This window comes from Geodermatophilus sp. URMC 63, from assembly GCF_053502565.1.
Map to the genome: position 1 here is coordinate 1992364 of NZ_CP199956.1, position 12525 is coordinate 2004888.

The following is a 12525-nucleotide window of genomic DNA, read 5'->3' on the forward strand; positions in this document are numbered from 1 at the left end:
CGTTGGTGCCGGTGACGGCGCGCCCACGCGGGGTCGCCAGCCGGTCGCGTTCCGGGGTCGTGGCCTACCGTGGCCCGCCGAGGGGCGCACCAGGTGTCGACCACCGCGCACCGCGCCGCCGCGACCTCGCACCACCGACAGGAGCACCGTGCCCACGAAGACCGCGAAGAACGGCGAGAGCGCCGGCCGCACGGCCGGCGGCACCAGCACGCCCGCCCGCCGCCGGAGCGCCGCTCCCGGGGGTGGCCGCCCGCTGGTCATCGTGGAGTCGCCCACCAAGGCCGGGAAGATCGCCGGCTACCTCGGCAACGGCTACGTCGTCGAGGCCAGCGTCGGGCACATCCGCGACCTGCCGCGCAACGCCGCCGACGTGCCCGCCGAGCACAAGGGCGCCTCGTGGGCCCGGCTCGGTGTCGACGTCGACAACTCCTTCGAGCCGCTGTACGTCGTCAGCCCCGACCGCAAGCAGCAGGTCAGCCGGCTCAAGCAGCTGGTGAAGGACGCCAGCGAGGTCTACCTCGCCACCGACGAGGACCGCGAGGGCGAGGCCATCGCCTGGCACCTGGTCGACACCCTCAAGCCGCGGGTGCCCGTCCGCCGCATGGTCTTCCACGAGATCACCCCCGAGGCGATCGCCCGCGCCGTGGCCAACCCGCGCGAGCTCGACACCGCGCTGGTCGACGCGCAGGAGACCCGCCGCATCCTCGACCGGCTCTACGGCTACGAGGTCAGCCCCGTGCTGTGGAAGAAGGTCCTGCCCAAGCTCTCGGCCGGCCGTGTGCAGTCGGTGGCCACCCGCATCGTCGTCGAGCGGGAGCGCGAGCGGATGGCATTCACCGCGGCCGACTACTGGTCGCTCGACGGCGTCTTCGCCGTCCCCGGCACCGCCGGTGCCGACGCGGGCGAGCCCACGACGCTGCGCGCCCGGCTGGTCGGCGTCGACGACAGCCGCGTGGCCACCGGCCGCGACTTCGACCCGGCCACCGGCCAGGTCACCGGCGACGTCGTCCACCTCGACGAGGCCGGCGCCCGCGGCCTGGCCGCCCGGCTCGAGGGCCGGCAGGTGACGGTCGGCCGGGTCGACGAGAAGCCCTACCGGCGCCGTCCCTACGCGCCGTTCACCACCTCCACGCTGCAGATGGAGGCCGGCCGCAAGCTCGGCTGGTCCTCGGCGCAGGTCATGCGGGTGGCCCAGCGGCTGTACGAGAACGGCCACATCACCTACATGCGGACCGACTCGACGAACCTGTCGAACGAGGCGATCAACGCCGCCCGCACCCAGGCCCGCGAGCTCTACGGCGACGCCTACGTGCCGGCCGAGGCGCGCCGCTACAGCAAGAAGGCCAAGGGCGCGCAGGAGGCCCACGAGGCGATCCGCCCCGCCGGTGACTCCTTCCGCACCCCCGGCCAGCTCGCCGGGCAGCTCGCCCGCGACGAGTTCCGCCTCTACGAGCTGATCTGGCAGCGCACCGTCGCCTCGCAGATGGCCGACGCCGTCGGGCAGACCGTCAGCATCCGGCTGGCCGGGCGCAGCACCACCGACGAGCGGGTGGAGTTCACCGCGTCGGGGCGCACCATCACCTTCCCCGGCTTCCTGCGGGCCTACGTCGAGTCCCGCGACGAGGGCGCCGCGGGCGGCGACGACGAGCACGGCAGCGACGACGCCGAGCGCCGGCTGCCCCGCGTCGAGCGCGGCCAGCAGCTCGACACGCGGTCGCTGGAGCCCAAGGGCCACACCACGACCCCGCCGTCGCGCTACACCGAGCCCAGCCTGGTCGCCCGGCTGGAGGAGCTCGGCATCGGCCGCCCGTCGACCTACGCGTCGATCATGCAGACCATCCAGGACCGCGGGTACGTGTGGAAGAAGGGCTCCGCGCTGGTGCCCACCTTCGTGGCCTTCGCCGTGGTCAACCTGCTGGAGCAGCACTTCGGCCAGCTCGTCGACTACGACTTCACCGCGTCGCTGGAGAACGAGCTCGACGAGATCGCCGCCGGCGCCCTGGGCCGGGTGGACTGGCTGACGGAGTTCTACTTCGGCGGCGAGGGCCGGCACGCCGGCGGGATCGCCGCCTCCGGCGGCCTGAAGTCGGTCATCGGCCAGCAGCTGGAGGAGATCGACGCCCGCGGGGTCAACTCGATCCCGCTGCGCGCCACGGGGCCGGACGGTGAGCCGGTCGTCGTCCGGGTCGGCCGCTACGGTCCCTACCTGCAGGCCGGCGGCGAGGACGGGGCGCGGGTCAGCCTCCCCGAGGACCTCGCGCCCGACGAGTTGACCGGCGACACGGTCGCCGAGCTGCTCGCCGCGCCGTCGGGTGACCGCCAGCTGGGCACCGAGCCCGGCACCGGGCACCCCGTCGTGCTCAAGGCCGGGCGCTACGGCCCCTACGTCACCACCGTCGTGCCCGAGGGGAGCAAGGAGGCCCCCCGCACGGCCAGCCTGTTCTCCTCCATGTCGCCGGAGACGGTCACCCTCGACGACGCACTCCGGCTGCTGACCCTGCCGCGCAGCGTGGGCACCGCGCCCGACGGCGAGGAGATCCAGGCGCTCAACGGCCGGTACGGGCCCTACCTGAAGAAGGGCAGCGACTCGCGGTCGCTGGAGAGCGAGGACCGGCTGTTCACCGTCACCCTCGACGAGGCGCTGGCCGTGTTCGCCCAGCCTAAGCAGCGGGGACGGCGGGCCGCGGCGGCGCCGCTCAAGGAGCTGGGTGCCGACCCGGTGACGCAGGGCCAGATCACCGTCCGCGAGGGCCGGTTCGGCCCCTACGTGACCGACGGCGAGACCAACGCCAGCCTGCGCAAGGGCGACGACGTCGAGACCATCTCCCTCGACCGGGCAGCCGAGCTGCTCGCCGACCGTCGCAGCCGCCCGGCCGCGACGAAGAAGAAGGCCACCCGCACGACCACCACGGCCGCGAAGAAGACGACGGCGAAGAAGACGACGGCGAAGAAGACGACGGCGAAGAAGGCCACCGCGAAGAAGGCGACCGCGAAGAAGGCGGCCTCGTCCGACGCGGTCCCCGCGAGCTGAGCGCCACCGGCCGCGCCCAGCCGGCTACGCGCCGTCGAGCCGCCCCACCGCGAACACCCGGCGGAACGGCAGCGCGGTCGTCCCGTCCGGCCGAGGCGGGTAGGCCGCCCGCAGCGCCGCGGCGTAGGCGGCGGTGAGCTCGGCGGCCCCGTCGTCGTCCAGCAGCGCCACCACCGGCCGCAGCACCGTGCTGCGCACCCAGGTGAGCACCGGGTCGGGGCCGCGCAGCACGTGCAGGTACGTCGTCTCCCAGACGTCGGCGGCCAGCCCGGCCCCGGTCAGGACGTCGAGGTAGCCGGCCGGCTCGAGGACGGCGTCCGGCGGGGGAGCGGCACCCGCCAGCCGGTCCGACCACCGCGGCGAGGTGCACAGCTCGGCCAGCAGCCGGTGGGTCGGGGCGGTGTGGTTGCCCGGGACCTGCACCGCCAGCCGGCCCCCGGGCGCCAGGTGCCCCGCCCACCGGGCCAGCAGCGACGCGTGGCCGGACACCCAGTGCAGGACGGCGTTGCTGACCACGACGTCGACCGGCCCGTCCGGGCGCCAGTCCCGGACGTCGCCGCGGACGAACCCCACCCGCCCGGGGACCGCGTGCGCGGCCGCCGCGGCCAGCATCTCCGGCGAGGAGTCGACGCCGGTCACCCGCGCACCCGGCCAGCGGGCGGCGAGGGACGCGGTCAGCGCGCCCTCGCCGCAGCCGAGGTCGACGACCACCCGCGGGTCGGCCGCGTCCACCCGGGCCAGCAGGTCGGCGAAGGGCCGCGCCCGCTCGCCGGCGTAGCGCAGGTAGACGGCGGGGTCCCAGGCGGCGTCCACGGCACCGACGGTAGGAGCCCGCCGCGTGCCCGGGGACGTCGGTGCCGGCCGGTACCGTGGACCGGCCGTCGGAGGATCCCCGTCCCCGTCCCCACCGAGCCCCGGGAGCACCCGATCACCGCCCACCCGCGCCTGCCCGGCCGCGGGCTGTTCGTCGCCTTCGAGGGCGGCGAGGGCGCGGGCAAGTCCACCCAGGTGCGGCGGCTGCTCGACTGGCTCGGCCTGCACGAGATCCCCGCGCGGGTCACGCACGAGCCCGGCGGCACCGCCCCCGGCGCGCGCATCCGCGCGCTGCTGCTCGACCCGGCCACCGGTGACCTGTCCCCGCGGGCCGAGGCGCTGCTCTACGCCGCCGACCGCGCCCAGCACGTGCACGCCGTGGTGCGCCCGGCGCTCGACGTCGGCGAGGTGGTCGTCACCGACCGCTACGTCGACAGCTCGCTGGCCTACCAGGGCGCCGGCCGCGCCCTCGCGGTCGAGGAGGTCCGCCGGCTGTCGGCCTGGGCGACCCGGGGCCTGGTGCCCGCGCTCACCGTGCTGCTGGACCTGCCGCCCGCGACCGGGCTGCAGCGCGCCCGCGGCCGGGGCGCCGCCGACCGGCTGGAGGCGGAGTCGCTGGACTTCCACGAGCGGGTCCGCGCCACGTTCCTCGAGCTGGCCGCGGCCGAGCCGGAGCGCTACCTGGTCCTCGACGCGACCCGCCCGGCCGACGAGATCGCCGCCGCCGTCCGCGACCGGGTCGCCGCCCTGCTGCCGGGACGGGTCGCGTGAGCACCCCGGCGGTCCCCGAGGGCGTCTGGGCGCAGGTCGTCGGCCAGCCCGCCGCCGTCGCCGAGCTCCGCGCCGCCGTCGCCGACCCCACGGCGATGACCCACGCGTGGCTGTTCACCGGCCCGCCGGGCTCCGGCCGGTCGGTCGCCGCCCGCGCCTTCGCCGCCGCCCTGCAGTGCCCCGACGGCGGCGACGGCACCTGCCACGCCTGCCGCACCGTGCTGGCCGGCACCCACGCCGACGTGCAGGCCGTCGTCCCCGAGGGGCTGTCCATCGGGGTGGTGGAGGCGCGGGAGCTGGTGCGGCTGGCCGGACGGGCGCCGTCGCAGGGGCGCTGGCAGGTCGTCGTCGTCGAGGACGCCGACCGCATGACCGAGCAGGCGGCCAATGCGGTGCTCAAGATGATCGAGGAGCCGCCGCCGCGGACGGTGTTCCTGCTGTGCGCCCCCAGCCTGCACCCCGAGGACGTGTCGGTCACCATCCGCTCCCGCTGCCGCGTGGTCGGCCTGCGCACCCCGCCGGTCGACGCGGTGGCCGACGTGCTGGTGCGCCGCGACGGGATCGACCCGGCGCTGGCGGCCTGGGCCGCGGGCGCGGCCGGCGGGCACGTCGGGCGGGCGCGGCACCTCGCCCGCGACGAGAGCGCGCGGCTGGCCCGCAAGGCGGTGCTCGACATCCCGCTGTCGCTGGTCTCCCTGGCCGCCTGCCTGACCGCCGCCGACGACCTGGTGAGCGCGGCCAAGGAGGAGTCCGACCGCACCAGCGCGGCCCTCGACGGCGCGGAGACCGAGGCGGTCAAGACCAGCCTGGGCGTCGGGGCCCGCGGGCCGGGGGTCGCCGCCGCCAGCCGCGGCGCCGGGCAGCTCAAGGAGCTCGAGCGCCGGCAGAAGTCGCGGGCCACCCGCATCGGCCGGGACTCGCTGGACCGCGCCCTGGTCGACCTCGCCGGGCTCTACCGCGACGCACTGGTCCTGGACGCCGCCCCGGGGGAGACGCTGCCGCTGGACCACCCCGACCGGCGGGCCGACGCCGAGGAGCTGGCCCGCCGCATCGGCGCCGAGGGCGCGCTGCGCCGCATCGACGCGGTGCTGGCCTGCCGGACGGCGCTCGAGCAGAACGTGAAGCCGCAGGTCGCCGTCGAGGCGCTCACCGTGGCGCTGCGGCTGCCGGCCTGAGGGAGCACCCTCCTGCCCCGCACGCCCCGCACGCCCCGCACGCTCCGCGGGCCCGGCGCGGCCGTGCCGTAGGCTGTGACCCGCACGCCCGCCGCCTTAGCTCAGTCGGTAGAGCATCTCACTCGTAATGAGAAGGTCGTCGGTTCGATTCCGACAGGCGGCTCTCCTCCTCCCGGCCTCCCGCCGGGGCACTCGGCCGTGTCGGCCGCCCTCGCCCACCCCGGTCCGGCATCATCGCTCCCCGGCGCCCCGCGTCCTCCCCCTTCGGGGGAGCCGGTCCCGACAGCCCTCGCCTCCGCGCGGCCGGGTGCCGATGCACCTCCCGTGCGCCCTCCGCGGGCGCCCGCCCCATGCACGCCGAACGAGAGGAACAGCGATGAGCACGCCGGGAGTCGACCACCCGGAGGAGCGGTCGGTCGTCGACGTCAAGGCGGTGAGCCGCGACGACGTGCTCCTCAGCTTCGTCGAGGAGGCGTCGGCCAGCGAGCTGGTGCTCAGCGTCGGGACCGACGCCGCGCAGCGCCGCGTCAAGCTCGAGCCCGGGGAGCACCTGGAGCTCATCTGGCGGGGACCGGAGGAGCTGCGGTCGGTGCCGGCCGAGCTCGTCGCCGTCAGCACGGGGGACGACCCCACCTGGCGGGTGCGCACCGTCGGGCCTGCCTCGCGCGGTCAGCGCCGCGCCGCCGTCCGCGCCCCGCTGGCCGTGCCGCTGCAGCTCAAGGTCGGCGGGACCGTCCTGCAGGGTGCTACCCTCGACCTCAGCGAGGGCGGCAGCCGCTGTCTGCTGGCCAGCGACGCCGCGCAGCAGCCGGCCGTCGAGGCCGGCACGGTCGTGCCGGTGACCGTCGACCTCGACGGCGAGCAGCTCACGGTCGACGCCGAGGTGGTGCGCCACCACCCGCGCGAGGACGACCGCACGGAGCTGTCGCTGCGCTTCCTCCGCATCGGCGAGAAGCGGGAGGACACCATCCGGCGCCGGGTCTTCGCCGAGCTGCGCGACCTGCGCTCCCGCGGCGTGATGTGAGCCCGGGCGGCGGTGACCCACCGCCGCCCGGCCAGGATGCCCCCGTGGACCGGGCCCGGCTCAGCGCGATCGCCCACCGCTGGCACCCCGTCGCCGCCCCCGTCTCCGACGGGAGCCTGCGCCGGCTGCTCGAGCGGCTGGACCCGCCCCGCCGCGGCCGGGTCCTCGACCTCGGCTGCGGCACCGGGGCCTGGCTGCTGCCGCTGCTGGCCGCGCACCCCGGCCTGACCGGCGTCGGCGTGGACACCTCCGCGCCGGCCCTCGACGCCGCCCGCGACCGCGCGGCGACGGCGGGGCTGGCCCGTCGGGTCGAGTTCGTGCAGGCCGATGCCGCCACGTGGCGGGGCGGCGAGCTCGACGTCGTCGTCTGCGTCGGTGCCGCGCACGTCTTCGGCGGCCCCGCCGGCACGCTCGCCGCGCTCCGCGGCCACCTGCGTCCCGGCGGCCGGCTGCTGTTCGGCGACGGCTTCTGGGAGGCCGGCCCGAGCCCGGCGGCGCTGGCCGGGCTGGGTGCCGGTCCCGGCGACCTGCCCGACCTGCCCGGGCTGCTGGCCGAGGTGGCCCGCGCCGGCCTCGAGCCCGGCTACGCGCACCTGAGCACGCTGCCGGAGTGGGACGAGTACGAGTGGTGCTGGACCGGCGCGCTCACCGACTGGGCGCTCACCGGGGCGCCCACCGCCGCCGAGCGGGAGCAGGCCCTCGACGCCGCCCGCACCCACCGCCGCCAGTGGCTGGAGGGATACCGCGGCGAGCTCGGCTTCCTCACCGCCGTCCTGCACGACACGCGGGGCTGACACGACGACGGCGGTGCAGCCCCGCGGAGGGGTGCACCGCCGTCGGTCGTCCGTCGTGCGGTCGGGGCCCGAGGGCCGGAGCAGGGGGCCGGCGCGCGGCCGTCAGTGGTCGCCGGTCTCCTGGGCCCGCTCGAGCGAGGCCTCGATCTCGGCCTGGGCCTCTGCCCGGCCCACCCAGTTGGCGCCCTCGACCGACTTGCCGGGCTCCAGGTCCTTGTAGGTCTCGAAGAAGTGCTGGATCTCCAGCCGGTCGAACTCCGAGACGTCGCTGATGTCCTGGAGGTGGGCCATGCGGGGGTCGGTGGCCGGGACGGTGAGCACCTTGTCGTCCCCACCGGCCTCGTCGGTCATCCGGAACATGCCGATGGCCCGGCAGGTGATCAGGCACCCGGGGAAGGTCGGCTCCTCCAGGAGCACCAGGGCGTCGAGCGGGTCGCCGTCCTGGCCCAGCGTGTTCTCGATGTACCCGTAGTCGGCCGGGTACCGGGTGGAGGTGAACAGCATCCGGTCGAGCCGGATGCGCCCGGTGGCGTGGTCCAGCTCGTACTTGTTCCGCTGGCCCTTGGGGATCTCTACCGTCACGTCGAACTGCACGGGACGTAGTGTGGCCCACCGGTACCAGGTCCACCGGTGCAGGTCTGCTCCGGGGACCTCTCCGGGGGGTGGGCACCATCGCGCAGGGCGGGTCGACGAGCGTCACGCCGAGCTACCGGCGGCTGCGCCGACGGCTCCTGCTGACCGTCCTGGCGGCCGTGGTGGTGGCCGCCCTGGTCGTCACCGGGCTGGTCGTCGCCGCCGGGGACGACGCCGCCGGGGACGGCGGCGGGGAGGCCGCCCGCGCCGCCGCCGCGCTGCCCGAGGTCGGCGAGCCCGACCCGGTGCTGGCCGCGCTGTCCACCGAGGCGCCCGCGCCCGACCCCGACGTGCTGACCACCCGGCTGACCCCGCTGCTGGCCGCCCCCGCGCCGCTCGGCGGCGTGTCGGCCGAGGTGGTCGACGTCGCCGACGGGCGGACGCTGTTCGACCAGGACGCCGACGCCCCGGTGACCCCGGCCTCGACGGCCAAGCTGCTCACCGCCGTCGCGGCCCTCACCACGCTCGACCCCGAGGCCACCCTGGAGACGACGGTCGTCGCCGGGGCCACCCCCGACGAGGTCGTGCTCGTCGGCGGCGGTGACCCCACCCTGTCGACCACGGACCCCTCCCCGACCTACCCGGGCGCGGCGACCGTCGCCGACCTGGCCGCCCAGGTGCAGGCCGCGCTCCCGCCCGGGACGGTGGTGCGCCGGGTCGTCGTCGACAGCTCGCTGTTCGAGGGGCCGCTCACCGCCGACGGCTGGGGTCCCGACGACGTGCCGTCGACCTACGCCGCCCCGGTCACCGCCACCGCCGTCGACGGCGCCCGCGTCACGCCGGGGGAGGACGCCCGCAGCGGGCAGCCCGGCACCGACGCCGGCGCGGCGCTGGCCGCGGCCCTGGGCGTGCCGCGCGCGACCGTGCAGCTCGGTACGGCGCCCGAGGGCGCGGCGACGCTCGGCAGCGTGCGCTCCGCCCCGGTCGCCCGCCTGGTCGAGCAGGCGCTGTCGCAGTCGGACAACCTGCTGGCCGAGTCGCTGGCCCGCCAGGTGGCGCTCGCCCGCGACCTGCCGCCGACCTTCGAGGGCTCGGCCCAGGCGGTCACCGAGGCGCTGGACGAGGCCGGGCTCGACGTCTCCGACGTCGAGCTCCACGACGGCAGCGGCCTCTCCCGCCTGGACCTGGCCACCCCCGACGTCCTCACCGACCTCGTCGCCGGTGTCGCCGACGGCTCGCTGGAGGGCGCCTCGGCGGTCCTGTCCGGCCTCGCGGTGGCCGGCTGGGACGGCACGCTGTTCGACCGGGGGGACGACGACCCGGGGACGGCGCCCGGCTCGGTCCGCGGCAAGACCGGCACCCTGCTCGGCGTGCACGCCCTCGCCGGCACCGTCGTGACCGCCGACGGCCGGCTGCTGGCCTACGCGCTCGTCGCCAACGGCACCTCCGGCGGCGGGGACCCGGAGGAGGCCGCGCTGGACGCCGTCGCCTCCGCCCTGGCCGCCTGCGGCTGCAGCTAGGGCGGCCGCGGGAGGCCACGGGCTCCCGGGCCGTCCGCGTACGGTGAGGCGATGACGAGCAGCGCGTTGGTCGACTGGGACCTCGCCGGGCGGACCGCCCGCAAGCTGACGGGGCCGGGGCCGGCGACCACCCGGGAGGAGGCCGCGGACGTCGTCCGCGAGCTGCACGAGGCCTCGGCCACCGCGGTCGCCCACGTCGAGGCCCTCACCGGCCTGCGCCCCGTCGAGGGCGGGCCGGTGCCCGAGGTCGCCGTCGTCGACCGGCCCGGCTGGATCGACGCCAACGCCGCCGGCATGGCCGCCCTGCTCGACCCGCTGGTGCAGGCCCTCACCGAGCGGCAGGAGACCCGGCCCGGGCCGCTGGCCACCGCGATCGGCTCGCGCGCCACCGGCGTGCAGGCCGGCGGTCTGCTCGCCTTCCTGTCCTCCCGGGTGCTGGGCCAGTACGAGGTGTTCGGCACCGGCGGCCGGCTGCTGCTCGTGGCGCCCAACATCGTCGACGCCGAGCGCAAGCTGGGCGTCGACCCGTCGGACTTCCGGCTCTGGGTGTGCCTGCACGAGGTCACCCACCAGCTGCAGTTCACCGCCTTCCCCTGGCTGCGCGAGCACCTCGAGGCGCAGATCAGCGAGTTCGTCGAGGCCACCGACCTCAGCCCCGACGCGCTGCGCGACCGGATGAGCGACCTGGTCCGCGGGATCACCGACGCCGTCCGCGGTGGGGACGACGACAGCGGCTCGCAGGGCCTGATGGCGCTGGTGCGCGACCCCGCCCAGCGCGAGGTGCTCGACCGGGTCACCGCCGTGATGAGCCTGGTCGAGGGGCACGCCGAGTACGTGATGGACGGCGTCGGCCCCGACGTCGTCCCCTCGGTGCGCACCCTGCGCAAGCGCTTCGCCCAGCGCCGCAAGGGCCGCGGCCCGCTCGACCGCGTGCTGCGCCGGCTGCTCGGCCTGGAGCAGAAGATGAAGCAGTACGCCGACGGCCGGTTCTTCGTCGGCGGCGTCGTCGACCTGGTCGGCATGGACGGCTTCAACCGGGTGTGGGCCGGGCCGGAGAACCTGCCGCTGGTCGACGAGCTCACCGAGCCCGCCCGGTGGGTCGAGCGGGTGCACGGCCGCCCGGCCGTGACCGCCTGACACCCGGACGCCGGTGAGCGGACCGCCGCCGCCGGTCGCGGCCGTCCGCGGCGCCGTCCGCCCGGGGCTGCGCGGCTCCGCCCAGCCGGTGCTGGTGGCCGTCAGCGGGGGAGCGGACTCCCTGGCCCTGGCCGCCGCGGTGGCCTCCGAGGCGCCGCGCGCGGGGGTGCCGGCCGGCGCGGTCACCGTCGACCACGGCCTGCAGGACGGCTCGGCCGAGCGGGCCGGGCGGACGGCGCACCTGCTGCGCGACCTCGGCCTGGACCCGGTGCTCGTCCTGCCCGTCGACGTCGGCCCCGCCGGCGGCCCCGAGGGCGCGGCCCGCGCCGCCCGCCACGCCGCCCTGACCGCTGCCGCCGCCGGGCACGGGGCGCGCGTGGCGCTCGGGCACACCCTCGACGACCAGGCCGAGACCGTGCTGCTCGGGCTGGGCCGCGGCTCGGGCCCGCGGTCGGTGGCCGGCATGGTGGCCGAGCGCCCCCCGTTCTGGCGCCCGCTGCTCGGCGTCCGCCGCTCGACCACCCGCGCGGCGTGCACCGCGCTGGGCCTGCCGGTGTGGGACGACCCGTGGAACACCGACCCGGCCCACCGCCGCTCCCGGCTGCGGGCCGAGGTCCTGCCCCTGCTGGAGGACGTCCTCGGCGGCGGGGTGGCCGGCGCCCTGGCCCGGACGGCGGACCTGCTGCGCGAGGACCTCGACCTCCTCGACGCCCTCGGCGACGCCGAGCGCGCCCGGCTGGCCGACGGCGGTGGCCTCCCGGCCCCCGAGGTGGCCGCGCTGCCCGCCGCGCTGCGCCGCCGGGTGCTGCGCGGGTGGCTGCGCGACGCCGGGGTCCCGGACCTGCAGGCGGCCCACCTGGGCGCCGTCGACGCGCTCCTCACCGGCTGGCGCGGTCAGGGACCGGTGACGCTCCCGGGCGGTGCCGAGGCGCTCCGGGCGTCTGGCAGGCTGGTGCTGCGGCCCGCCGGCTCCCGGGGCGGGAGGGCCCGGCCGGCCACTGCCGGCCCCACCCGAGCCCCCAGCCCGGTCCCCGAGCCCGAGGAGCAGCACCCGTGAGCGAGACCGCGTCGACCGAGGCCGTCCCCGGCGGCCTGGGGCCCGACCACGGCTACGGCCCCGACATCGACCACGTGCTGCTGTCCGAGCGGGAGATCCAGGACAAGATCACCGAGCTGGCCACCGAGGTCGCCCGCGACTACGCCGGCCGCGAGGTCCTGCTCGTCGGCGTCCTCAAGGGCGCCGTGCTGTTCATGAGCGACCTCGCCCGCGCCCTGCAGCTGCCCACCCAGATGGAGTTCATGGCCGTCTCCTCCTACGGCAGCTCCACCAGCTCCTCGGGCGTCGTCCGGATCCTCAAGGACCTCGACCGGGACATCTCCGACAAGCACGTGCTGGTGGTCGAGGACATCATCGACTCCGGCCTCACGCTGTCCTGGCTGCTGAAGAACCTCGGCGGACGGCGGCCGGCGTCGCTGGAGGTCTGCGCCCTGCTGCGCAAGCCCGACGCGGTGAAGGTCGACGTGCCGGTGCGCTACGTCGGCTTCGACATCCCCAACGAGTTCGTCGTCGGCTACGGCCTCGACTACGCCGAGCGCTACCGCGACCTGCCCTACATCGGGACGCTCAAGCCCGAGGTCTACACCACCTGATCGCGGCCACCTGATCGCGGTCCCGCGGACCGCACCG

The 12525-nt window shown here is 76.7% G+C and carries 11 protein-coding genes and 1 tRNA gene; 10 read left to right on the forward strand and 2 right to left on the reverse strand.

Annotation, left to right across the window (positions count from 1 at the left end; translation table 11 throughout):
• The first annotated feature begins 148 nt into the window (after positions 1–148).
• Positions 149–3031, forward strand: coding sequence for a type I DNA topoisomerase (gene topA / locus ACWIZO_RS09630; protein WP_448642252.1), 2883 nt, complete (start codon positions 149–151; stop codon positions 3029–3031).
• A 24-nt stretch (positions 3032–3055) separates the two neighbouring features.
• Here the strand turns inward: topA and ACWIZO_RS09635 are convergent, their stop codons facing one another.
• Positions 3056–3844 carry a trans-aconitate 2-methyltransferase gene (locus ACWIZO_RS09635; protein ID WP_448642253.1) on the reverse strand — a complete coding sequence of 263 codons (789 nt, stop codon included), beginning with the start codon at positions 3842–3844 and terminating at the stop codon, positions 3056–3058.
• 147 nt (positions 3845–3991) lie between these two features.
• Here ACWIZO_RS09635 and tmk point away from each other — a divergent pair, with 147 nt between their 5' ends.
• The 5 genes from tmk (at position 3992) to ACWIZO_RS09660 (ending at position 7608) form a co-directional block, all read left to right on the forward strand.
• Positions 3992–4615 (forward strand): dTMP kinase, encoded by a 624-nt coding sequence (gene tmk, locus ACWIZO_RS09640; protein ID WP_448642933.1) that lies wholly within the window; start codon positions 3992–3994, stop codon positions 4613–4615.
• On the forward strand, positions 4612–5790 hold the full coding sequence (locus ACWIZO_RS09645; protein ID WP_448642254.1) for a DNA polymerase III subunit delta': 1179 nt from the start codon (positions 4612–4614) through the stop codon (positions 5788–5790). Before tmk ends, ACWIZO_RS09645 begins: the two co-directional genes overlap by 4 nt.
• Positions 5791–5880: 90 nt before the next feature.
• Positions 5881–5953 (forward strand) — tRNA-Thr (locus tag ACWIZO_RS09650).
• 213 nt (positions 5954–6166) lie between these two features.
• A complete protein-coding gene (locus ACWIZO_RS09655) occupies positions 6167–6814 on the forward strand; it encodes a flagellar brake protein (RefSeq protein WP_448642255.1) in 648 nt (215 codons plus the stop codon).
• A gap of 44 nt (positions 6815–6858) precedes the next feature.
• A complete protein-coding gene (locus ACWIZO_RS09660) occupies positions 6859–7608 on the forward strand; it encodes an SAM-dependent methyltransferase (RefSeq protein WP_448642256.1) in 750 nt (249 codons plus the stop codon).
• A gap of 102 nt (positions 7609–7710) precedes the next feature.
• On the opposite strand, the gene ACWIZO_RS09665 is transcribed toward ACWIZO_RS09660, so the two are convergent.
• Positions 7711–8202: an inorganic diphosphatase gene (locus tag ACWIZO_RS09665; protein ID WP_448642257.1), complete on the reverse strand. Its 492-nt coding sequence runs from the start codon at positions 8200–8202 to the stop codon at positions 7711–7713.
• A gap of 68 nt (positions 8203–8270) precedes the next feature.
• Between ACWIZO_RS09665 and dacB the strand changes: the two genes are divergently transcribed.
• From dacB to hpt, 4 genes are read left to right on the forward strand one after another with little or no spacing between them, the layout of a single operon-like run.
• Positions 8271–9701: a D-alanyl-D-alanine carboxypeptidase/D-alanyl-D-alanine endopeptidase gene (gene dacB, locus ACWIZO_RS09670; RefSeq protein WP_448642258.1), complete on the forward strand. Its 1431-nt coding sequence runs from the start codon at positions 8271–8273 to the stop codon at positions 9699–9701.
• 51 nt (positions 9702–9752) lie between these two features.
• Complete coding sequence (locus ACWIZO_RS09675; protein ID WP_448642259.1) at positions 9753–10838, forward strand: zinc-dependent metalloprotease; 1086 nt, start codon at positions 9753–9755, stop codon at positions 10836–10838.
• Between the two features lie 13 nt (positions 10839–10851).
• The gene (gene tilS, locus ACWIZO_RS09680; protein ID WP_448642260.1) at positions 10852–11895 is read left to right on the forward strand and encodes a tRNA lysidine(34) synthetase TilS; all 1044 of its coding nucleotides are present in this window, start codon (positions 10852–10854) and stop codon (positions 11893–11895) included.
• The gene (hpt, locus tag ACWIZO_RS09685; RefSeq protein WP_448642261.1) at positions 11892–12488 is read left to right on the forward strand and encodes a hypoxanthine phosphoribosyltransferase; all 597 of its coding nucleotides are present in this window, start codon (positions 11892–11894) and stop codon (positions 12486–12488) included. Before tilS ends, hpt begins: the two co-directional genes overlap by 4 nt.
• Positions 12489–12525 lie beyond the last annotated feature (37 nt).

What these genes read in the sequence shown, in the direction of transcription:
- ACWIZO_RS09655 (WP_448642255.1), top strand. Translation starts at nt 6,167, where the DNA reads ATGAGCACGCCGGGAGTCGACCACCCGGAGGAGCGGTCGGTCGTCGAC.
- ACWIZO_RS09675 (WP_448642259.1), top strand. Translation starts at nt 9,753, where the DNA reads ATGACGAGCAGCGCGTTGGTCGACTGGGACCTCGCCGGGCGGACCGCC.